Source organism: Thalassospira sp. UBA848 (genome assembly GCF_002295455.1).
Classification (GTDB): Bacteria; Pseudomonadota; Alphaproteobacteria; order Rhodospirillales; family Thalassospiraceae; genus Thalassospira.
Map to the genome: position 1 here is coordinate 30,935 of NZ_DBGS01000084.1, position 20,884 is coordinate 51,818.

The 20,884-nt window shown below is 55.9% G+C and carries 20 protein-coding genes; 12 read left to right on the top strand and 8 right to left on the bottom strand.

Annotated elements, in window-relative coordinates; genetic code table 11:
* The first annotated feature begins 301 nt into the window (after window positions 1-301).
* The gene (locus B2R48_RS12035; RefSeq protein WP_062955790.1) at window positions 302-790 is read left to right on the top strand and encodes a VOC family protein; all 489 of its coding nucleotides are present in this window, start codon (window positions 302-304) and stop codon (window positions 788-790) included.
* Window positions 791-924: 134 nt separating this feature from the next.
* Here the strand turns inward: B2R48_RS12035 and B2R48_RS12040 are convergent, their stop codons facing one another.
* Complete coding sequence (locus tag B2R48_RS12040) at window positions 925-1,959, bottom strand: LacI family DNA-binding transcriptional regulator (protein WP_213474063.1); 1,035 nt, start codon at window positions 1,957-1,959, stop codon at window positions 925-927.
* Window positions 1,960-2,134: 175 nt separating this feature from the next.
* Here B2R48_RS12040 and B2R48_RS12045 point away from each other — a divergent pair, with 175 nt between their 5' ends.
* From B2R48_RS12045 to B2R48_RS12095, 11 genes are all read left to right on the top strand, one after another.
* Window positions 2,135-3,688: a sugar ABC transporter ATP-binding protein gene (locus B2R48_RS12045; protein ID WP_297000689.1), complete on the top strand. Its 1,554-nt coding sequence runs from the start codon at window positions 2,135-2,137 to the stop codon at window positions 3,686-3,688.
* Window positions 3,681-4,694 (top strand): ABC transporter permease, encoded by a 1,014-nt coding sequence (locus B2R48_RS12050; protein ID WP_062955788.1) that lies wholly within the window; start codon window positions 3,681-3,683, stop codon window positions 4,692-4,694. Before B2R48_RS12045 ends, B2R48_RS12050 begins: the two co-directional genes overlap by 8 nt.
* A gap of 64 nt (window positions 4,695-4,758) precedes the next feature.
* Window positions 4,759-5,715: an ABC transporter substrate-binding protein gene (locus B2R48_RS12055; protein WP_213474061.1), complete on the top strand. Its 957-nt coding sequence runs from the start codon at window positions 4,759-4,761 to the stop codon at window positions 5,713-5,715.
* A 90-nt stretch (window positions 5,716-5,805) separates the two neighbouring features.
* Window positions 5,806-6,861 (top strand): sugar phosphate isomerase/epimerase family protein, encoded by a 1,056-nt coding sequence (locus B2R48_RS12060; protein WP_213474060.1) that lies wholly within the window; start codon window positions 5,806-5,808, stop codon window positions 6,859-6,861.
* A gap of 44 nt (window positions 6,862-6,905) precedes the next feature.
* Complete coding sequence (locus tag B2R48_RS12065) at window positions 6,906-8,069, top strand: Gfo/Idh/MocA family protein (RefSeq protein ID WP_297000694.1); 1,164 nt, start codon at window positions 6,906-6,908, stop codon at window positions 8,067-8,069.
* 420 nt (window positions 8,070-8,489) lie between these two features.
* Window positions 8,490-9,455, top strand: coding sequence for a 2-hydroxyacid dehydrogenase (locus B2R48_RS12070; RefSeq protein WP_297000697.1), 966 nt, complete (start codon window positions 8,490-8,492; stop codon window positions 9,453-9,455).
* Window positions 9,456-9,661: 206 nt separating this feature from the next.
* Complete coding sequence (locus tag B2R48_RS12075) at window positions 9,662-10,819, top strand: TRAP transporter substrate-binding protein (RefSeq protein WP_114129859.1); 1,158 nt, start codon at window positions 9,662-9,664, stop codon at window positions 10,817-10,819.
* A gap of 100 nt (window positions 10,820-10,919) precedes the next feature.
* Window positions 10,920-11,492 (top strand): TRAP transporter small permease subunit, encoded by a 573-nt coding sequence (locus B2R48_RS12080; protein ID WP_062956029.1) that lies wholly within the window; start codon window positions 10,920-10,922, stop codon window positions 11,490-11,492.
* A 71-nt stretch (window positions 11,493-11,563) separates the two neighbouring features.
* Window positions 11,564-12,985, top strand: a complete 1,422-nt coding sequence (locus B2R48_RS12085) for a TRAP transporter large permease (RefSeq protein WP_062955783.1) — start codon at window positions 11,564-11,566, stop codon at window positions 12,983-12,985.
* 13 nt (window positions 12,986-12,998) lie between these two features.
* Window positions 12,999-14,351 carry an amidase gene (locus tag B2R48_RS12090; protein WP_213474057.1) on the top strand — a complete coding sequence of 451 codons (1,353 nt, stop codon included), beginning with the start codon at window positions 12,999-13,001 and terminating at the stop codon, window positions 14,349-14,351.
* The gene (locus B2R48_RS12095) at window positions 14,351-14,536 is read left to right on the top strand and encodes a hypothetical protein (protein ID WP_062955781.1); all 186 of its coding nucleotides are present in this window, start codon (window positions 14,351-14,353) and stop codon (window positions 14,534-14,536) included. Before B2R48_RS12090 ends, B2R48_RS12095 begins: the two co-directional genes overlap by 1 nt.
* A gap of 75 nt (window positions 14,537-14,611) precedes the next feature.
* Here B2R48_RS12095 and B2R48_RS12100 read toward each other — a convergent pair whose 3' ends face one another.
* From B2R48_RS12100 to B2R48_RS12130, 7 genes are all read right to left on the bottom strand, one after another.
* Entirely contained in the window at window positions 14,612-15,103 is a 492-nt protein-coding gene (locus tag B2R48_RS12100) for an Lrp/AsnC family transcriptional regulator (RefSeq protein ID WP_213474056.1), read from the bottom strand.
* A gap of 2 nt (window positions 15,104-15,105) precedes the next feature.
* A complete protein-coding gene (doeB, locus tag B2R48_RS12105) occupies window positions 15,106-16,104 on the bottom strand; it encodes a N(2)-acetyl-L-2,4-diaminobutanoate deacetylase DoeB (protein WP_297000704.1) in 999 nt (332 codons plus the stop codon).
* Between the two features lie 113 nt (window positions 16,105-16,217).
* A complete protein-coding gene (gene doeA / locus B2R48_RS12110) occupies window positions 16,218-17,399 on the bottom strand; it encodes an ectoine hydrolase DoeA (RefSeq protein WP_213474055.1) in 1,182 nt (393 codons plus the stop codon).
* A 57-nt stretch (window positions 17,400-17,456) separates the two neighbouring features.
* Window positions 17,457-18,449: an ectoine utilization protein EutC gene (gene eutC, locus B2R48_RS12115; protein WP_297000708.1), complete on the bottom strand. Its 993-nt coding sequence runs from the start codon at window positions 18,447-18,449 to the stop codon at window positions 17,457-17,459.
* A gap of 5 nt (window positions 18,450-18,454) precedes the next feature.
* A complete protein-coding gene (eutB, locus tag B2R48_RS12120; protein ID WP_297000711.1) occupies window positions 18,455-19,444 on the bottom strand; it encodes a hydroxyectoine utilization dehydratase EutB in 990 nt (329 codons plus the stop codon).
* Window positions 19,441-20,244, bottom strand: coding sequence for a maleate cis-trans isomerase family protein (locus B2R48_RS12125; protein ID WP_062956027.1), 804 nt, complete (start codon window positions 20,242-20,244; stop codon window positions 19,441-19,443). The genes eutB and B2R48_RS12125 overlap by 4 nt, the downstream gene beginning before the upstream one ends.
* Before the next feature lie 106 nt (window positions 20,245-20,350).
* Window positions 20,351-20,884: TRAP transporter large permease subunit (locus B2R48_RS12130; protein WP_297000715.1), on the bottom strand; the 534-nt coding region annotated here is incomplete at its 5' end.

The window sequence follows — 20,884 nt, forward strand, 5'->3', positions numbered from 1 at the left end:
TCCCAATAGCAGCGCGTGTGGGTGCGGTCAATACTGCAATGTTCCCTATGTAACGCGATTATACGCGTCTGTGCATGTTGTGGTTTCATGACGCTTTGATCAAGGGGCAAATGCATTGATTTTGAGTTGCTATTCACCCATGTGTTTATCACGGACTGCGTGCAGCCTGTTGACGAATGGTCCGAAAACATGTTCCGGATGACGCAAGGATTTCAAGCGCCGCCTGTGGCGCACTGCATTGCTGTGTGGCGTGCGTCCGGGCGACTGTCGATATAAAGATCAAACCAGACGGAGGAGCCCCATGTCACCTGCACCTGTAAGTGTCGATCATCTTGCTTTTCCGACCCGCGATCTGGAAGCCACCGACCACTTCTATTCCAAGGTGGTCGGGGCGACGCTGGTTCATGCCGAAAGTGGTTACAGCCCGTCGTGGAAAAGCGACTACTTGCTGATTACCTTTGCGCTGCCCGACGGGACGCGCCTGTCATTCTTTGACTGGCCGGCAGATACCGGGCCGTATCCCGATGATCCGGAGATGCCAGATGACGTGTTTCATATCGGATTGCGCTGTGATAGCCCGCGCGATGTGATCGCCTGGCAAAACCACCTGTTCCAGCACAAGGTTGTTTACCACAACGAGGATGATGGACAGTCTCGGCGCCTGTTCGTGCGTGACCCCAATGGCATCCGGTTCGAGATTTTTGCATCTGAAATGGCCAAATCCGGCGAAGACCACGCAGAACGCGCACGATCCGTCATGGGTGAATGGCAAAAGATTTCAGGGGCCTGAGCCGCAAGAGGTGCCTGTTTGCCAGCAGCCCGGGGCCGTCCGGGTCAGGTAAAATCGAACTGAATTGAGCCAAAACCACGCAAATCACCCCAATCAATCCCAGTCGATCCGGGGGTGGCAGCCGGTTTGCCGGACTAGGGTTTGGGGCAGGGGCCGGTGCTTTGGCGAATGATCAGTTCGGTCGGGACAATCACCGGGCCGTCGTCATTATTGACGAACGGCGTCTTTGATCCCAAACGGTCAAGAAGCAGCTTGATGGCCTGTTCGCCAAGACGGCGGCGGGGCTGGCGCACGGTGGTGATCGGCGGATCATAGGCGGCGGCATGCGGAATATCGTCAAAGCCGACAACCGACAGATCCTCGGGGATGCGCAAGCCGTATTCCTTGGCCGCGACGATAACGCCAATCGCCATGCCGTCACTGGCACAGCACACCGCAGTCGGGCGGGTTTTTTCATCCGCCAGCAAGGCGCGGCCTGCGGCAATGCCGGAATCGATGGAAAAGTCGCCGCGATAAACCAGGCTTTGCTCGGGCGCGATTCCGGCTGCTTTCAGAGCCCGGCGATAGCCGCCGACCCGGTCTGTGGTCAGGATGTTGCCCGATGGTCCGCTGATATGTGCGATGCGGGTGTGCCCCAGATCAAGAAGGTGGCGCGTGGCGACAAAAGAGGCCTGATCATTATCAATGATGACGGTTGGCAGGGCGCAACCCGGAATACGTTCACAGGCGATGACAACAGGCGGTGTCGCGTTTACCGGCGCCTTGGCCAGCGGTGCGGGAAGCCGACCATTGAGCAGGATCATGGCGTCGGCCTGATTGCTGCGCAGATAGGCGGCATAGGTTGCTTCGCGTTCCGGATCGTTTTGGGTGTCGCCGATCAGAACGTTATAGCCCGCCTTACTGGCACCTTTTTCGATTCCCGAGAGAATCGAGGAAAAGAAAGGGTTTCCGATGTCGGGAACCAACAACAGGATCATGCCCGAACGATTCAGGCGAAGGTTTCTGGCCATGACATTGGCCGTGTAACCCGTCGCGGCGATGGCGGTTTGCACTTTTTCCCGCGTGGCTTCGGAAACCACATCAGGCTTGTGCACGGCCCGGCTCACAGTCGCAATGGAGACCCCTGCGTGGCGGGCAACATCTTCAATCGTCGCGATTTTCTCTGTCATGCTTCTTCCTACTCCGCCGGTCACAAGCTGTCCAGCGGCATTCATCGCTTCAAACGGACGGTGATTTTGGTCACAATATTCAAAATGTAAAGGTTTACATTCAAAATGAAAACGTTTACACAGAGCTTAATAAGCAGTTGATCGCAAAAAATGCGACGCTAGGGAGGATAAATTCATGACGGATGCGGCCGTTCACGCCGTTGACACCGATCAGCAGGCGCGTGTGCGTCTTTCAGGTCGGGAGATTTGCAAGTCATTTGGGCCTGCGCAGGTGCTTTTCGATGTTTCAATCGACTTGCGTGCGGGCGAAGTGCATGCGCTTCTTGGTGAAAATGGCGCGGGCAAATCCACACTCGTGAAAATCCTGTCTGGCTATCATCAGCCAACCAGCGGTGAACTGATCCTGGATGGTGCGCCGGTCGAATTTGCCGACAGTGAAATCGGTGAGAACCATGGCGTCATCCTGATCCATCAGGAACTTAACCTGGCCGAGCAGCTGACCGTTGAGGAAAACATTTTCCTTGGACGCGAGATCAAGCGCGGCTGGTTCCTTGACAAGGCGGCAATGCGCGCAGAGGCCAAAAAGCTTCTGGACCAGTTGCAATGCGATGTCGATCCGCGCACACGCATCAAGGACCTTGCGGTTTCGGACCGCCAGATGGTTGAAATTGCCAAGGCCCTGTCCAAAAACGCCGATATCCTTATTCTGGATGAACCCACCGCAGTTCTGACCGGGCGCGAAGTTGATATCCTGTTTGATCAGGTCAAGCGCCTGCGCGAACAGGGCGTTGCGATCCTTTACATTTCCCACAAGCTTGACGAGATCAAGGCGATTGCCGACCGGGTAACGGTGCTGCGCGACGGGCGTCTGATCACAAGCGAGCCGGTTGCCGATCTTGAAAAAGATGATATGGCGCGCCTGATGGTCGGGCGTGACATCAAGCAGATGTTCCCCGATCGCGAGCCAGTCGAGGCATCCGATGTTGCGCTTTCGGTGCGTGATGTCTCTGTCGAAGGGCAGGTGCGTGACGCCAGTTTTGATTTGCGCCGCGGCGAGGTGCTGGGTTTTGCCGGGATTGTCGGCGCAGGACGCACCGCATTGATGGAAGCCATCATCGGCCTGCGCGAACGCACATCGGGCGAAATCAAGCGTAATGGCAATACGGTTTCAATCAACAGCCTTCAGGATGCCAAGAAGTGCCGCATTGCGTATCTGACCAAAGATCGCAAGGGCAGTGGCCTGTTGCTGAATATGGATATGCGGCCCAACCTGACCTTGCTGGCGCTTGAAAAATTCGGGTCTGTCATCATTGACCGCAAGGCCGAAGAAGCCGCACTGGCAAACGCGATTGAGGCCTTTGACATCCGTGCCGCCGACCCCAAAACCAAAGTCGGCGATTTTTCCGGGGGCAATCAGCAAAAATTGCTGCTGGCCAAGGTCATGGAGACCGACCCGGAAATTGTGATTATCGACGAGCCGACACGCGGCATCGATATCGGCACCAAGAGCCAGATTTATCATTTCATCGGCGATCTTACCAAGCGTGGTAAATCCGTCATTCTCCTGTCGTCCGAGATGCCAGAAATGCTTGGCCTGTCTGACCGCATTGCGGTCATGGCGGCGGGCCGCATTACCGGCATTCTCGAAGGCAACGACCGCAATGAACATGAAATCATGCGGCACGCGACAGGAATTTCAGGCAAGCAGGGAGTGTCTGTTCATGAGTAGCCTTGAGCGCACCGAAGCTTCGACTTCGAGCGGTTTTAATATCGATTTCAAAGCGCTGGGTCCGTTTTTGGCCCTTGTCGGTCTGTTCATTCTCGGCACAGGCATCAATGATGCGTTTCTGAGCGGTGGCAACCTTTCAAACATTTTCACCCGTGCGGCCTTTATCGGCATCATCGCGGTAGGGGCGACCTTTGTGATCACCGCAGGCGGGATTGACCTTTCGGTCGGCTCCATGGCGGCGTTTATTTCGGGCGCCATGATTGTCGTGATGAACACGCTTGTCGCCACATTGGGCGCAGGTGTCGAGACCGTGCTGATCGGTATTCTGGTCAGTGTATTGCTTGGCATCGCGGCCGGGGCCGTCAATGGCCTGGTCAGCACCAAGGGCAAGATCGAAGCCTTTATCGTGACACTGGGCACGATGGGGATTTACCGATCCCTTGTGACCTATATGGCCGATGGCGGGACGCTGTCGCTTGATTTCGATGTGCGCGGTGTATATCGCCCGGTTTATTACGGCGACCTTCTGGGCATTCCCGTGCCGGTGATTGTGTTCTTTGCCGTGGCAGTTGCAGGCTATGTGCTTTTGAACATGACGCCGTTTGGCCGTAAATGCTTTGCCATCGGATCGAACGAGCAGGTTGCACGCTATTCGGCGATCCATGTCGACCGTGTGAAGACCCTGACCTATATCATCCAGGGCCTGTGCGTGTCGGTTGCGACCATCATCTATGTGCCGCGTCTTGGCTCTGCATCGAGTTCGACCGGTGTGCTTTGGGAACTTGAAGCAATCGCTGCCGTGATCATTGGTGGCACGATGCTCAAGGGCGGTTATGGCCGCATCTGGGGCACGGTGATCGGTGCAATCATGCTGACCACGATTGGCAATATTCTGAATTTGACGGATGCGATCAGTAACTATCTGAACGGAGCGGTTCAGGGGCTGATCATTATCGTTGCCGTATTCCTGCAGCGCGGGGACTGGCGACGCAAAAAAAGTAAATAACCGGCGATCAACGTCCGGGATGAATGAGAAACCGCATCATTTTTTTGATCAGGAGGAAACGTTAATGAAAACGTTTACAAAGTATCTGGGGGCCGCCTGTGTTCTGGGCCTTGGCTTGGTATCGACTGGTGCATTCGCACAGGAAAAGATCAAGATCGGGGTTTCAATCCCGGCGGCGACCCATGGCTGGGCCGGTGGTCTGAACTGGCATGCCGAGCAGGCTGAGAAGCGTATCGAAGCCACCCATCCGAATATCGACGTCATCGTGGTTACCGCGAATGGTGCGTCCGAACAGGCCAACGATCTTGAAGATCTGGTATCGGTTCAGGACATCGACGCCCTGGTGGTTCTGCCGTTTGAATCCGATCCGCTGACCGTTCCGGTCCAGCAGGTTAAACAGGCTGGCAAGTTTGTCACCGTGGTTGACCGTGGTCTTTCGCTTCCGGGTATCGAAGACGTCTATGTTGCTGGTAACAACCCGCAGCTTGGCCGTGTTTCGGGCGAATATATCCGTGAACGCCTGAATGATGAGGGCAAGATTGTCGTTCTGCGTGGCATTCCGACCACGATTGATACCGAGCGTGTGGATGCGTTTGTTGAAGCGCTTGAAGGTTCGAAGATTGAAATCCTCGACATGAAGCACGCGAACTGGAACCGCGATGACGGGTACGAAGTCATGCAGGACTTCCTGTCTCGTTTCCCGGAAATCGATGCTGTCTGGGCACAGGATGACGATATTGCCCTTGGCGTGATCGAGGCTGTCAAACAGGCTGATCGTACTGACGAACTGTTCATCGTTGGTGGTGCAGGCATGAAAGACATCATCAAACGCGTGATGGAAGGTGATGACCTGACCCCGATCGACGTTCTGTATCCGCCGGCGATGATTGCAACTGCAATGGACATCACCGCGATGAAGTTCACGTCGAATGCACCGGTTGAAGGTCGCTATATTCTGGGCGCGACTGTTGTCACCCAGGAAAATGCCGAGAACTTCTATTTCCCGGACAGCCCGTTCTGATCCGAACCACAACATCCTGCGTCGGGCGGTCTTCGCCCGACGCAAACGATCCAACCGATGTCAGTCAGGACGTAGCCAAAGAGGTCTAAGATGAAAACGCTTAAGGGACCGGCAATTTTCCTTGCCCAATTTGCAGACGATGAACAGCCGTTCAATAGCCTTGATTCCATTGGCCGATGGGCTGGTTCACTTGGTTACAAGGGTGTTCAGATCCCCAGTTGGGACAAACGTCTGTTTGATGTCGAAAAGGCCGCAGAAAGCAAAGATTACTGTGACGAGGTTGTTGGAACTTTGGCCGCCCATGGCGTGGCGTTGACCGAGCTTTCAACCCATTTGCAAGGTCAACTGGTTGCCGTGCATCCGGCCTATGACGAAATGTTTGATGGTTTTGCCGTCCCGGAAGTGCGCGGAAATCCCAAAGCGCGTCAGGAATGGGCCGTCAAGCAGGTCAAGGCAGCGATCAAGGCATCGCAACATATGGGTATTAACGCCCATGCAACATTTTCCGGCGCACTGGCCTGGCCATTTGTTTATCCCTGGCCGCAACGTCCGGCCGGTTTGATCGAAACTGCGTTTGACGAACTTGCCAAACGCTGGACGCCGATCCTGAATGCCGCTGACGAGGCCGGTGTTGATGTCTGCTACGAGATCCATCCGGGCGAGGACCTGTTTGACGGGGCGACGTTCGAGATGTTCCTTGAGCGCGTCAAGAACCATCCGCGCGCGAATATCCTTTACGATCCGAGCCATTTCGTGCTTCAGCAGCTTGATTATCTTGATTTCATCGATATTTACGCGGATCGTATCCGCATGTTCCACGTGAAGGATGCCGAGTTCAATCCGACCGGGCGCCAGGGTGTGCATTCCGGGTATCAAAGCTGGGTCGGGCGTGCAGCACGCTTTAGATCCCTTGGTGACGGGCAGGTTGATTTTGGCGCGATCTTCTCGAAGCTTGCGGCAATCGATTTTGATGGCTGGGCTGTTCTTGAATGGGAATGCGCGCTCAAGCATCCGGAAGACGGGGCACGCGAAGGGGCGGAATTCATCAAGAACCACATCATTCGCGTGACCGAGCGGGCCTTTGACGATTTTGCCGATGGCGGTACGGACGAGGCTGCCAATCGCCGCATTCTTGGCATCAGCTAGGCGATGTACAGGCAAGACTTTTCTACCAGACTTTGGAGAGTGAAATGAGCAAGCAAACATCTCCCGGCCGTCGCCTGCGTCTTGGCATGGTTGGTGGCGGACAGGGGGCCTTTATCGGGGCCGTTCATCGGATCGCTGCGAGGCTTGATGATCGTTACGAACTGGTGGCTGGTGCGTTGTCATCAAAGCCCGATGTCGCGGCGGCGTCGGCAGCAGAGCTGTTTATTGATCCCGACCGCAGCTATGCCAGTTTTGAAGATATGGCCAAAAAGGAAGCTGCGCGCGAAGACGGTATTGATGTCTGCGCCATTGTGACGCCAAATCACCTGCATTTCCCGGCAGCCATGGCAATGCTGGACGCCGGCATTCACGTGATTTGTGACAAGCCGCTTTGCATGACGGTCGAGGAAGCCGAACAGATCGAGGCCAAGGTTGCACAAACCGGGCTTTTGTTCGCGTTGACGCATAACTACACCGCCTATCCGATGGTCCGCGAAGCGCGCCAGATGGTGGCGGATGGCAAACTTGGCGATATTCGCCTTGTTCAGGTCGAATACCCACAGGGGTGGATGGCAACAAAGGTCGAAGATACCGACAACAAGCAGGCAAGTTGGCGCGCCGATCCGGCAAAGGCCGGAATGGGGGGGGCGCTTGGCGATATCGGAACGCATGCCCATAACCTTGCGAACTTTGTTTCGGGTCTGGAAATTACCGAACTGTGTGCCGATGTTGATGCCATCGTTGAGGGCCGCAAGCTTGACGACAATGTTCAAATCCTGCTGCGCTACGAAAACGGGGCGCGCGGCATGTTGTGGGCAAGTCAGGTGGCCGTTGGCCATGAAAACGGCCTTCGTCTGCGCATCTATGGCGACAAGGGCGGAATGGAATGGGCGCAGGAACACCCGAACCATCTGCATTTCAGCCCGCTTGATGGTCGCCCGGAACTGCTGACACGCGGTGGTGCCGGTATCGGCGAAGATGGGCTTCGTGGTGTTCGGGTTCCGCCGGGTCATCCCGAAGGTTACCTTGAAGGTTTCGCCAACCTTTACACGGATTTTGCCGACCAGTTGACGGCCCATCTGAACGGCAGTGAACCAGACCCGGCATCGCTTCTTGTTCCGGGTGTGGTTGAAGGCCTTAAGGGCATGAAGTTTGTTGAGGCCGTCGTACGGTCCGGGCGGGATGGGGCCGTTTGGGTCAAAATGTGATGAATGCCCATGCCTGCTAAATCTGGGGATTGGCGGGTGTGACCACACATTGAAACAGTTCTTCCCGACCGACGTCTTGTCGGCGATTGAGCCGCAACCTTATGGGTTGCGGCTCTTTTTTTGCGTTTCAGGTCGATTCTGCGATGCGGATGGAAAGTCTGGCGAGCGCAATTTGCAGTATTTTGTAATTGCCCACACGTTCAGCAATAAGCATCTTGGCGCGAATTTAAGTCATTAAAATCAATATGTTAATAATCCAAATGCGCGCATTTATAGTGCGCTGAGTGCTCTGTGGTTTTCCACGAAGTGAAAAAGAATAGCGGTCAAGTTGATCGCCTATTGCTGGATTTTCCGTATAGGTGTTTCCTAGATTCATAAAAAATAAGACTACTTTCAGGGAATTTATCCGGGAGCGTCCGCATGCCCGAGAAGCCAAAGCTTCTGATAACGCGACGATTGCGCGATGCCGTACAGGCACGTGCCGCGCGGGACTATCAGGTCTTGACCAATGACGAGGACCGCGTTTTCTCACGCGCGGAGCTGATCGAGAAATGCCAGCAGGTCGATGCTGTCCTGCCTTGCCATTCAGAGCATTTCTCTGCCGAAGTCATTGCGGCGCTGCCCAAAAGTCTCAGGATCATTGCCAACCATTCGGTCGGGGTCGATCACGTCGATCTGGCTGCGGCGAAGGATGCCGGCATTGTCGTGACCAACACACCCGATGTGTTGTCCGATGCCACGGCCGAGATTGCCATGCTGTGCATGCTTGGGGCGGCGCGCCGCGGGGCCGAAGGTGACGCCATGGTGCGTGCCGGTAAGTGGGATTTCTGGTCCCCGGCCTTTATGGTTGGCCGACAGGTTTCAGGCAAACGGTTTGGGGTTCTGGGCATGGGCCGTGTCGGTCAGGTTGCCGCCGAACGGGCGCGCGGGTTTGGCATGGAAATCCATTACCACAACCGCAAACCATTGCCCGACCATCTGGCCAAGGGCGCGGTTTTTCATGACAGTATCGAAGATCTGTTTGCGCATTCCGACGTGCTGTCGCTGCATTGTCCGGCAACGCCAGAGACAAAAGGCATCATCAACAGCAAGACGATTGCGATGCTGCCCGACCGCGCGATCCTTGTGAATACAGCGCGCGGCAATCTGGTCGATGAGGATGCGCTGGTGGCCGCCCTTGAGAGCGGAAAGCTGTTTGCGGCGGGCCTTGATGTGTTTTGTAACGAACCCGGTGGAAATCAACGGATTAGCGCGTTGAATAACGTGTTCCTGTTACCACATATAGGATCTGCTACAGAAGAAACGCGCGATGCCATGGGCTTTCGCGCACTTGATAACCTTGATGCCTATTTTCAGGGGAAAGAACCCGGCGACCGGGTGGCGTAGAAGGCGGGAAGACTGCCTGCGTCCAGTTTCTTGAAGTCTTTAACAATAACAAAATGCGCGCCGTTTTTGCGGTCCCGGAACGGGCCAAGCGCATCAAAAACGATCTTGGATATCAAGATCAGGGGCTTTTGAAGGCTGACAGTTACCGTTCGTTTTCCGCCAATGGTTGGCGCGTTGCGACGGTATATCTGGGAGGAAAAATGGAAATGAAAACCAAATCTGAAGACGTGAAGTCCAAGGAAGTATCCCGTCGTTCGTTCCTGACCAAAGGGGCGACTGGCGTGGTTGCTGGGGGTGCTGCTGCGACAGGCATGTTTGCCGCACCGGCGGTGCACGCGCAGCCCGCACCGATGGTTCTTAAAATGCAGACTTCCTGGCCGTCATCCGATATCTGGATGACCTTTGCCCAGCAATATGTTGACCGCGTTGAAGCCATGTCCGGCGGGCGTTTGAAAATCGACCTTCTGCCAGCGGGTGCTGTCGTTGCCGCCTTCCAGGTTCTTGATGGTGTGAATGACGGGGTGATTGATATCGCCCATTCCGTGCCGGTTTACTGGTATGGCAAGAACAAGGCCGCATCGCTGTTTGGCACCGGTCCGGTGTTTGGTGGTTCTGCAACCACCATGCTGAGCTGGTTCTATGCCGGTGGTGGCGAGGAATTCTATCGCGAACTGACCCAGGATGTGATGGGGCTGGACGTGATTGGTCTTCTTGGCTTCCCGATGCCTGCCCAGCCGTTCGGCTGGTTCAAGGAGGAAGTCAACAGTGTCGCCGATATCGAAGGCTTCAAGTACCGTACTGTGGGCCTTGCCGCAGACCTTCTGCAGTCGATGGGCATGTCGGTCGCACAGCTTCCGGGCGGCGAGATCGTCCCGGCCATGGAACGCGGCGTGATTGATGCGTTCGAATTCAACAACCCGTCTTCTGACATGCGCTTTGGCGCACAGGATGTTGCGAAGAACTACTATCTGTCTTCGTACCATCAGGCATCGGAAAGCTTCGAGTTCCTGTTCAACCGTTCCTTGATGGAAGACCTTGAACCGGATCTGCAGGCGATCCTGCGTCACGCGGTCGAGGCGGCTTCGACGTCGAACACGGCACTGGCGATGGATAACTATTCCTCGGATCTGCAGAAATTGCAGGATGAGGGCGTTGAAGTGCACCGGACCTCGAAAGAGATTCTGGCCGCACAGCTTGAAGCCTGGGACAAACTGATCCCGACGCTTGAAGAAGATCCGTTCATGAAACGTGTTCTTGATAGCCAGCGTGCCTGGGTTGAACGTGTGACCTTCTATGAACTGATGAACTCACCTGATTATCAGCTCGCATATGATCACTACTTCCCGGGCAAACTGAAACTCTGATCCCCGGTTCGGGTTTTTCAGTGTTTCGATGATCCTGACTGCTCCGTTGGCCTGATTGCTTGGCTGGCGGGGCAGTCAATACGCGAACGGACAGGATTTCATGATTGGATTTATTGAATTCGCGGACAAGCTTTCGGCCTGGTTTGGCAAGGCGTTTGGCTGGCTGATTATCCTTATGACGCTTGGCATGAGTTATGAGGTGGCGTCGCGATACCTATTTAACGCGCCAACCACATGGTCGCTTGATGTGTCGTTTATCATGTATGGCACGCTGTTCATGATGGGTGGGGCCTATACCCTTTCGCGTGGCGGGCATGTCCGTGGCGACTTCCTTTATCGCCTGTGGTCGCCCAGAACCCAGGCCAAGGTGGATCTGGTTCTTTATATCTTTTTCTTCTTCCCGGGTGTGACCGCCCTGATTCTTTCGGGCTGGAAATATGCCGCCCGATCGTGGGGCTATGGGGAAGTTAGCGTGAACAGCCCGGCGGGTGTTCCGATCTTTCAATTCAAGGCGGTGATTGTCGCAGCCGGTATTCTTCTGTTCATCCAGGGCATCGCGCAGGTGATGCGCTGCATTTTGTGTATCCGTGAAGGGTACTGGCGCAATGCAGATGATGACGTTGAGGAAACCGAAGAACTGCTGATGAAACAGCGCGTGGCCAAGGAAGACTGATCTGATGACGATCACGATCGACATGACCCCCGTGCCATACGCGATACACGCCCCCGAACGGAGCAGCCAAAGTGATTGACGCACATGTCGCCCTGATGATGCTGGGCATCTTTATTTTACTGGTATTTCTTGGTTTCCCGGTTGCCTTCACCCTGATGGCGCTGGGGATCGGGTTTGGTTATTACGCCTATTTCGATGCAGGCCGCATGTGGCGGTCCTTTAACCGCTTGGCCGAGGACAGCGAGACCCTGACCTCGGTGATAACGTGGTTTGAAGGGGCGTTTAACAACCGAATATTCGATTTGTTCATCAACCAGACATACACGGTGATGTCGAACGAAGTTCTGACCGCCGTGCCGTTGTTCCTGTTTATGGGCTATATCGTTGAACGCGCCAATATCGTGAACCGGCTGTTCTCGACGCTTAATATTGCCGCGCGCAACATTCCGGGATCGCTTGGTGTTGCTGCCCTGATTACCTGTGCGCTGTTTGCAACCGCGACCGGGATTGTCGGCGCGGTGGTAACACTTATGGGGATGCTGGCCCTGCCAGCCATGCTCAAGGCGCGCTATAACAAAAGCTTTGCATCGGGCATCATTTGCGCGGGCGGCACGCTTGGCATTCTGATCCCGCCATCGATCATGCTGATTGTGTATGCGGCGGCCTCGGGTGTTTCGATCGTGCGGCTTTATGCCGGGGCATTGTTGCCCGGTCTGACCCTTGTGGGGTTGTATCTTTTGTATGTCATGGGCCGTGCAATGCTGCAGCCCAAAGCAGCCCCGCGCCCGACATCTGATGAGGTGCCCGAAGTTCCGTTGCCAAAAGTTCTCTGGATGCTGGCGACCTCGTTCTTCCCGCTGGCCTTTCTGATCCTGTCGGTTTTGGGCTCGATCCTGTTTGGGCTGGCGACCCCGACAGAGGCGGCATCGATCGGTGCGCTTGGCGGGATGATCCTGGCAGCAGCCTATCGGGCGCTGACCTTTGATCGCCTGCGGGAGTCGGTTTATCTGACGGTGCGCACATCGGCGATGGTGTGCTGGCTGTTTGTCGGGTCCTATACCTTCTCCTCGGTGTTCTCGTACCTTGGCGGGGAACATGTGATTGCCGAGTTTGTCGGGGGTCTTGACCTTACACCGCTTCAGTTCCTGTTGCTTGCACAGTTGATCATCTTCCTGCTGGGCTGGCCGCTGGAATGGTCGGAGATCATTATCATCTTCGTACCGATCTTCCTGCCGCTGCTGCCGCTGTTTGATATTGATCCGCTGTTCTTTGGTATCCTGGTGGCGTTGAACCTGCAGACATCGTTCCTGACCCCGCCCATGGCCATGTCGGCCTATTACCTCAAGGGGGTGGCGCCACAGGGGATATTGCTGACCGATATCTTCAAGGGGATCATGCCATTCCTGTTTATGGTCATTGTCAGCATGGTTCTGATGTACAGCTTCCCGCAAATCGTGTTCCATTTGCCTGATCTGTTCTATGGCGCACGCTAAGGGGGCGAATGTGATGAGTGATATCAACCCGCTACTGACACTTGATGTTGTCGAACTGCGCGACCGCCTTGCCAGCGGGGCGGTGCGCGCGGTTGAATATGTTGAGGCCTGCCTTGCCCGTATTGCCGAGGTCGAGCCAAAGGTTCAGGCATGGGCCTGGCTTGACAGTGATCATGCGATCACGCAGGCCCGCGCCCTTGATGCCCGCCGGCAATCAGGCGCACCGATCGGGCCGTTGCATGGTCTGCCGGTGGGTCTGAAAGACGTTATCGATACGGCAAAGATTCCGACCGAAAACGGGACCGTCCTGGACAAGGGGCGCGTGCCCGAAGAGGACGCGGTGCTGGTATCGCGCCTGAAGGCGGCAGGTGCGATCATCATGGGCAAGACGGTTTCAACCGAGCTTGCCTTTATGCATCCGTCCAAAACGCGAAACCCGCATAACCCGGATCATACACCGGGTGGATCATCGGCCGGGTCGGCGGCGGCGGTGGCTGCCGCCATGGTGCCGCTTGCGGTGGGAACCCAAACCGGCGGGTCGGTCATCCGACCGGCGTCGTTCTGTGGCGTGGTCGGTTTCAAGCCAAGCTTTGGCGCAATCGCGCGCACCGGGGTTCTCAGCCAAAGCCCGACCCTTGATACAATCGGGGTGTTTGCCAATTCGATCAATGGGGCGGCGATGGTGGCGGAAAGCCTGTTTGGCTTTGACGCAGGTGACCGGGCAACCGTGCCATCTCCGACACCGCGGCTTCTCGATGTTGCCACAAGCGATCCGCTGGTCACGCCGATGTTTGCCTTTGTCCGACCGCCACAATTTGACGAGGTCGCCGACGCGGAGACCGTCGCGGCATTTGGCGAAATTACCGGCATGCTGGGCGATCAGTGTTTCGAGGCCCCGTTGCCAAGGGCATTTGACGACGCAAACGCACTGCGTGCGCGGATCAATTTTGCCGAGATGGCCAAGGATTACTACAGCTATGAAAAGCGTGGCCGTGATCAGTTGTCGCCGGAAATTCGCGAGGCCATCGACAAGGGCAATGACGTCAAGGCACGCGACTATCTGGCCGCACTTGACTGGCGCAAGGTGCTGAATGCCGGGCTGGATGAAGTTTTCAAACGGTGTGATGTGATCATCACGCCCGCAGCACCCGGACCGGCACCCGCCAACTTGCAGACAACAGGCAATCCGATCTTTAACGGGCTCTGGACATTTTGTGGCACACCGGCGGTGACCATTCCGCTTCTGTGGTCGCAAGGCGGGATGCCGATGGGTATTCAGCTTGTGGGGCGGGTTGGCGATGATGCGCGTTTGATGCGCACCGCAAACTGGTTGAAATCACACCTTAGCAGTCAGGAGAACGCATAATGGAAAACAGTCTTTTGAACCGTGCCATGGGCCTTCTGGCTTTTGTCGTTCTTATCGGATTTGTCGGCATTCTTGTGGGGTACGTGACCCGCTGGGACCTTGCGGTCATGGTCGCGATTACAGTGGGGCTTGCCGGGTGGGATATCTGGCATGTCGCCATGGGCCACAAGGAAGACACACACTGATCCAAAAGGGAGCAACCCTTGCGGATGCAAGCCAACTTGCGGGGCAGGATATATTCCTGCCCCGATTTTTGTCGGTTATTTGCGTTCCGGCGGGGCTACAAGGTTTTCGATGGGCGGGACCGGTGTGGTTTTGACCTTTTTGGTGACGATATAGGTAAAATACCGGTCAATGCCGATATTGGACACCAGCAGGCCATCAATCATGCGTTGATAGGCATCAACGTCATAACAGAGCACCTTGAGCATGTAGTCCACTCCGCCGCCCAGTGCATAGCATTCGACGATTTCGGGGATGTCCTGGACGGCGCGTTCAAAAATCTGGAAATCATCATGCTGATGATGACGCAGCGTGACTTCGGTCAGAACCAGCGTCGGCTTGACCAGCTTGTCCAGATTAAGGTGGGCGTGATACCCCGAAATGACACCGAGATCCTCAAGCCGTTTCAGGCGTTCCCAGCAGGGGCTGGGCGAAAGGTTCACCGCCTCGGCCAGTTTGACCTTGGTGATGCGCCCTTCGCGTTGCAGGGTTTTAAGGATTTTCAGATCCAGCTCATCAAGCCTGATCATGGTCAGAGTACCTCGGCAATCACAATCAGGCAGTCCCCCGTTTTGATCAGGCCCTGGAAGTGACGGCATGAAACAATGCCTGCGCGCGGGGCGTAATATTCGCGCGGCGGGGTGCCTGTGCGTTCAACGTCATAGATGCGTGCAATCAGGTCGCCCTTTTCGATCCGGTCCCCCAGATCAACGCAGGGCTCATACAGGCCGCTGGCATTGGATGCGACAAAGCAATCGTCATCTGGCATATCAAGCATGACCGTCCCGGTCGGGGATGCTTCGAGCTCGCCCTTGAGAATACCGGCATGAATAAGGATATTGCGGACACCACGATCTGCAATTGCCACCCGTTCTGCGGTGGTTGAGCCGCCGCCGCCCAGTTCCGTGGTGACAAAGGTTTTGCCGGCTTCCTCGACGACGGTGTCAAACATGCCAACGGCATCGAGTTCGAGCATCATCATCGAATAGGGGGCGCCAAAGGCCTTCATGGCGGCAACGCAACGTGCTTCCTGTTCCTTGTCGGGCAGGACGTGAACGGCTGCGAACGGAATGAAATCAAGCGTTTTGCCGCCCGAATGCATATCAAGAACAATGTCGGCTTCTGGCACAAGATAGCGGAAAACGTAATCGGCGATCTTTTGGGTCACCGTACCATCGGGCTTGCCCGGGAAGGACCGGTTCATATTGCCCGCATCAATCGGGGATGTCCGCGAGGCACTGCGAAATGCGGGATAGTTCATGGCAGGCAGAATAATCACGCGGCCATTGATTTCACCAGCGGACAGGGATTCTGCCAGTTTGAACAGCGACACCAGACCTTCATATTCGTCGCCATGGTTGCCACCGGTCAAAAGGGCGGTGGGGCCATTGCCATTGCGGACCACGGTTATCGGGATCATCACAGCGCCCCACGCGGAATCATCACGCGAATAGGGCAGCTTTAAAAAGCCGTGGTGAATGCCATCCTGATCAAGCGGGATCGTCGGGCTGATGGGTGATGGTTTTGTCATGGTCGTATCCTTAAAAAGCCTGACGTCGCGACCGTCGTCATCAGGCTGTGGCATCTGGGACCGCACACCAGGACCCGCGCAAATGTCGCGATGTCATGGCGTGCGGTTGCGGATCAGTTTTTGACAAACAGCTGTCGCGGATAGCTGGTCAGGGTTTTTGACCCGGTTTCGGTAATCATCATGCTTTCGGTGATCTCGATGCCCCAGTCATCAAACCAAAGGCCCGGCATGAAGTGGAATGTCATGCCCGGTTCAAGAACCGTGCGGTCACCGGGACGCAGGCTCATGGTGCGTTCGCCCCAATCGGGCGGATAGGAAAGCCCGATCGGATAGCCACAACGGCTGTCTTTTTCGATGCCGAATTTCTGCAAGACGCCAAAGAAGGCAATGGCGATGTCTTCGCAGACATTGCCCGGTTTGGCGGCTTCAAGCCCTGCCTGAAGGCCTTCGATCAGGGCACTTTCGGCATCCAGGAACCGTTGATCGGGATCGCCAAGGTAAACCGTGCGTGACAGCGGCGCATGATAGCGACGATAGCAACCGGCGATCTCGAAGAACGTGCCGGCATTGGCCGGAATGGGTTTTTCATCCCAGGTCAGGTGGGGGGCGCTGGCATCCTGGCCCGATGGCAGAAGCGGCACGATGGCCGGATAATCCCCGCCAATTCCGTCGATGCCTGCGATGCCGGTACGGAAGATTTCCGCGACCAGTTCGTTCTTTTTCATGCCCGGTTCGACGATTTCAAAAATGCGTTCATGCATGTTTTCGACAATGCGGGCCGCCTGACGCATATAAAAGATTTCGGTCTCGGACTTTACCGCACGCTGCCAGTTCACCAGTGCGGTGGCATCGGAAAACTTGGCGTTTGGCAGATGGGTCTGAAGCTGCAAGAAAGCCTTGGCAGAGAAATAGTAGTTATCCATTTCCACGCCAATGCGACGCGATGCCCAGCCGCGATGTTCAATCACCTCGGCAAGATAGTCCATCGGGTGGTGCGTGGTCGATTGCACATAGTAGTCCGCATACGGGATGATGCGGTCATGGGGCATATAGACCGTGCGTTTTGCGCCGTTGGCATCCTGCGAACGCCCGAACCAGACCGGGTCGTCTTCAATTGGAACCAGCACACATTGATGGACATAAAAGGACCAGCCGTCATAGCCGGTCAGCCAGGCCATGTTTGACGGATCGGTCACGATCAGAAGATCGATGCCCTTTTCCACCATGGCTTTTTTGGTTTTCTCCAGGCGTTCGGCGTATTCCTCACGCGTGAAATTCAATTCTACCTGGCTCATCGCAGGCCTCCAGATAAAGGCGGGGTTTCAGCTACCTGACCCATTTTCCTTTTGTTGTTACGAATTAATCTCGACCCCTGCACCAGCTGCATCACAGCGGTGACGGGCGAGGGTGGCGATCGCGGTGTCCTGAACACCGGTTCCGGTCAAATCACAGACCGTAATCTGACCTGCAGATGTTCTGCCGGTCAAGGATTTGGCAATGATCTGGCCGAGTTCTGGCAATGTCGCGTCTGTGGGCACGGTGCCGGCATCAATGGCGTGGTGCAGTTCGCCAAGAATACGCGTTTGTGCCTGACTGTCGCTGACATAAAGGTCGGCCTGCCCGATCAGGGCAGGATCAATTTCGTTTTTATGTTCGGCATCCGACCCCATGGCAGTCACATGCGTACCGGGTCTGACCCAATCGGCCATCAGAACCGGTTCGCGCGCAGGCGTCGTGGTGACGATGATATCCGCGGTGTTTGCCGCGTCCTTGCCATCCGCGGTAGCCGTGACCGGAATGCCCAGTTCAAGGGATGCCTTTTTCGCGCAGGTTTCGGCCTTGGCAAGGTCGCGGGCCCAAATGGTGGCCGAAGTGATATCGCGTACCAGTGTCAGTGCCTTTAGCTGAAGGCGCGCCTGAACACCCGCACCATAAATGGTGGCATGTTTGGCATCTTCACGGGCGAGATGTTTGGCGGCCACCCCGCCTGCGGCAGCGGTTCGCACATCGGTCAGATAGCCGTTATCAAGCAAGACGGCCTCCAAAAGACCGGTCCTGGATGAAAACAGGTTCATCAAACCATTAACCGATGGCAGGCCGAGCTTGGGATTGTCAAAGAAGCCAGGGCTGATTTTGATGGCGAAGCTATCAATACCCGGCACATAGGCGGTTTTGACATCGACTTCGCCATTATATTCATCAATATCCAGACGCAGGATTGGCGGCATGCGGACGTCCTGCGTGGCAAGGGCGTTAAATGCGCCTTCGACGCAATCAATGGCATCCATGTCCAGATCAATGACCTTGCGCAGGTCGGTTTCGGTCAGAATTCTGATCGTGGGCATTTGAGTTACTCCGCCATCAGGTCGACGTCTTCGCCGCCGACAATTCGTTTGTGCAGATCCATGTCGATGTTGCAGCCCGTCGTCAGGACCACCGTACGACCGGGATTATCGACCAAACCGGCACGCAGGGCCGCAATACCAACGGCAGCAGCACCTTCGATTACCTGTTGATCATCAAGATAGGCGGCCCGGATGCCATCCGCGATCTGGGCTTCGTTGACCAGGACGAAGTCGTCGGTCAGATCGCCACACATATCGAACGTGTACTGGTTGTTGTCACCAATGCCACCACCAAGGCTATCTGCCAGTGTCGGGAGTTCCTTGACTGCGGTTGGCTTGCCTTCCTGAAGGCTTGTGATCATCGCACAGCCACGTTCCATGGTGATACCGACAACCCTGATCATCGGATTGACCGATTTGGCGACCAGCGCGACACCGGCCAGCAACCCGCCCCCCGACAAAGGCACCAACAAGGTATCCACGTCGGGTAGAGCTTCGATAATTTCAAGACCAAGTGTGCCTTGCCCGGCAATGACATCCGCATGGTCAAATGGCGGCAGCATGATCATGCCTTCGTCCTTGACCAGCCGGTCGACTTCCTGCTGGGCTTCGTCCTGTGATTGTCCGATGATGCGGACTTCGGCCCCTTGGGCGCGGATTCCGTCGACCTTGTTCTGCGGGACGAGTTCGGACATGCAGATCACGGATCGCACCCCGGCATTGCGCGCCGCATAGGCCAGTGCCCGGCCATAGTTGCCGGTAGATACACCAACGACACCTTTTGCCTTGTCTGCATCGCTCAGGCGCAAGACAGCATTGGCGGCACCGCGCAGCTTGAAGCTGCCGGTATATTGTTGCTGTTCACATTTAAGCCAGACCGGGCTGCCGATATGGTCGGTCAATGCGGCAGACGGGCGCAAAGGGGTGTGGATCACATGATCCGAGATGGTTTTTCGGGCAGAAAGAACATCAGCAAATGTGATGGGGTCTTTCATGGGACCTCGACTTTACTGGTTGGTTGCGGGGCCTGATCAAACAGGGTTCCGAACCCTGTGATCGGTTTTTTGTATTCAATCAGGTTCAGTGCATGCCAGACCAAAGCCTGATTGCTGGTGATGACCGGTTTTTCAAGCAGGCGTTCGGCTTCGGCGATGATTTCGGCAGACCGGATGGCGGTGCAGGAAATGAACACCGCATCGGCATCGGGTGTGTTGACCTTGAGCGCGCCTTCCAGAATGGCTTTGGGCGGCAGCGCGGTCATGTCGAAATCATTATCAAGGCCAAAGCCCATCACACGCGTGACGTCAAAGCCCTTGTCGGCAAAGCCATCCGCGACCGATTGTGTCACATCGGGAAGATACGGGGTCAGGATGGCAATTTTTTGCGCTCCGACCGCGCGAAGGGCAAGCTCACTTGCCAGAAGCGGATTGGTGACTTTGGTTCCCGGCATGCCCTGATTGATCAGGGCGGCGATCTTGTCCGACCCGGTGACAGCCGTGCCGGATGTGCAGCCGAAAATGGCGACATCAACGCCATAACCCGGCAACAGGGTCTTGGCGGCACGCGGCAAATCCTTGGCCATGGCCTGCAGATTTTCGACCGTGACCGGGTTGGCGTTTTCAATACGGGTCGTGAACAGGCGCAAATCATCGGGCAGGATGGCGCGCAGGTCATCCTCGCTGTTGAAATCTGTTGCCAGTGTGATCAGGCCGACCCGCCCTGCCGGTCCAACCGGTTCGGGCGAGTACAGCAGATCTACCGGCTCTGGCGTGACCGCACGCGATACGGACATCATCCTGAACTCCACAAGGCGGATGGTCCTGATATGTATCAGGACCATCCCGTTTTCAAATTTTCAAAAGTGCTTCCGGCAAATCCGGAATTTGCAGGCCAGAACCCGATCAGCGGAAGGCAAGTTCTGGCAGGAACAGTGCAATCTGCGGAACGAAGATCAAAATCACCGCTGCAAGCAGCAGCATGAAGATGAAGGGCGGCGTTCCGCTTATGACCTCTGCATAAGGTCGCCTGAAGATTGCTATGGCTGTAAAGATGTCACACCCGAACGGGGGCGTGGCAGAGCCAATGGCGACCTGCAGGGTGACCAGTGTGCCGACAAGAACCGGGTCCAGCCCCGCCGCATTGACGAGCGGCATGAAGATTGGCGTCAGTACCAGAATGACAACAATCGGGTCAACGAACATGCAGCCGATGAAGAAGGCAACGCAGATCGCAGCCAGAATGATGTACGGGTTGGCGCCTTCAAGCCCCAATGCGCCGATCACATGTTGCGGGATCTGGGCAAAGGAAATCACGAACGAGAATGTGGTGCCCGCGCCCACCAGAATGAACACAACTGCCGTGATCAAACCGGTTGAACGCGCAATCGCCAGCAGTTCAGACCATTTCACCGACTTGAAGATCAGCACTTCAAGGAT

Excerpts from the sequence above, each read along its gene's own strand:
- B2R48_RS12040 (WP_213474063.1), bottom strand. The coding sequence starts at position 1,959 with ATGACAGAGAAAATCGCGACGATTGAAGATGTTGCCCGCCACGCAGGG.
- eutC (WP_297000708.1), bottom strand. The coding sequence starts at position 18,449 with ATGCCCACGATCAGAATTCTGACCGAAACCGACCTGCGCAAGGTCATT.
- B2R48_RS12065 (WP_297000694.1), top strand. The coding sequence starts at position 6,906 with ATGAGCAAGCAAACATCTCCCGGCCGTCGCCTGCGTCTTGGCATGGTT.
- B2R48_RS12080 (WP_062956029.1), top strand. The coding sequence starts at position 10,920 with ATGATTGGATTTATTGAATTCGCGGACAAGCTTTCGGCCTGGTTTGGC.
- B2R48_RS12090 (WP_213474057.1), top strand. The coding sequence starts at position 12,999 with ATGAGTGATATCAACCCGCTACTGACACTTGATGTTGTCGAACTGCGC.
- B2R48_RS12055 (WP_213474061.1), top strand. The coding sequence starts at position 4,759 with ATGAAAACGTTTACAAAGTATCTGGGGGCCGCCTGTGTTCTGGGCCTT.
- B2R48_RS12070 (WP_297000697.1), top strand. The coding sequence starts at position 8,490 with ATGCCCGAGAAGCCAAAGCTTCTGATAACGCGACGATTGCGCGATGCC.
- B2R48_RS12100 (WP_213474056.1), bottom strand. The coding sequence starts at position 15,103 with ATGATCAGGCTTGATGAGCTGGATCTGAAAATCCTTAAAACCCTGCAA.
- B2R48_RS12060 (WP_213474060.1), top strand. The coding sequence starts at position 5,806 with ATGAAAACGCTTAAGGGACCGGCAATTTTCCTTGCCCAATTTGCAGAC.
- B2R48_RS12125 (WP_062956027.1), bottom strand. The coding sequence starts at position 20,244 with ATGATGTCCGTATCGCGTGCGGTCACGCCAGAGCCGGTAGATCTGCTG.
- doeB (WP_297000704.1), bottom strand. The coding sequence starts at position 16,104 with ATGACAAAACCATCACCCATCAGCCCGACGATCCCGCTTGATCAGGAT.
- B2R48_RS12045 (WP_297000689.1), top strand. The coding sequence starts at position 2,135 with ATGACGGATGCGGCCGTTCACGCCGTTGACACCGATCAGCAGGCGCGT.
- B2R48_RS12050 (WP_062955788.1), top strand. The coding sequence starts at position 3,681 with ATGAGTAGCCTTGAGCGCACCGAAGCTTCGACTTCGAGCGGTTTTAAT.
- B2R48_RS12095 (WP_062955781.1), top strand. The coding sequence starts at position 14,351 with ATGGAAAACAGTCTTTTGAACCGTGCCATGGGCCTTCTGGCTTTTGTC.
- B2R48_RS12035 (WP_062955790.1), top strand. The coding sequence starts at position 302 with ATGTCACCTGCACCTGTAAGTGTCGATCATCTTGCTTTTCCGACCCGC.
- B2R48_RS12075 (WP_114129859.1), top strand. The coding sequence starts at position 9,662 with ATGAAAACCAAATCTGAAGACGTGAAGTCCAAGGAAGTATCCCGTCGT.
- eutB (WP_297000711.1), bottom strand. The coding sequence starts at position 19,444 with ATGAAAGACCCCATCACATTTGCTGATGTTCTTTCTGCCCGAAAAACC.
- doeA (WP_213474055.1), bottom strand. The coding sequence starts at position 17,399 with ATGAGCCAGGTAGAATTGAATTTCACGCGTGAGGAATACGCCGAACGC.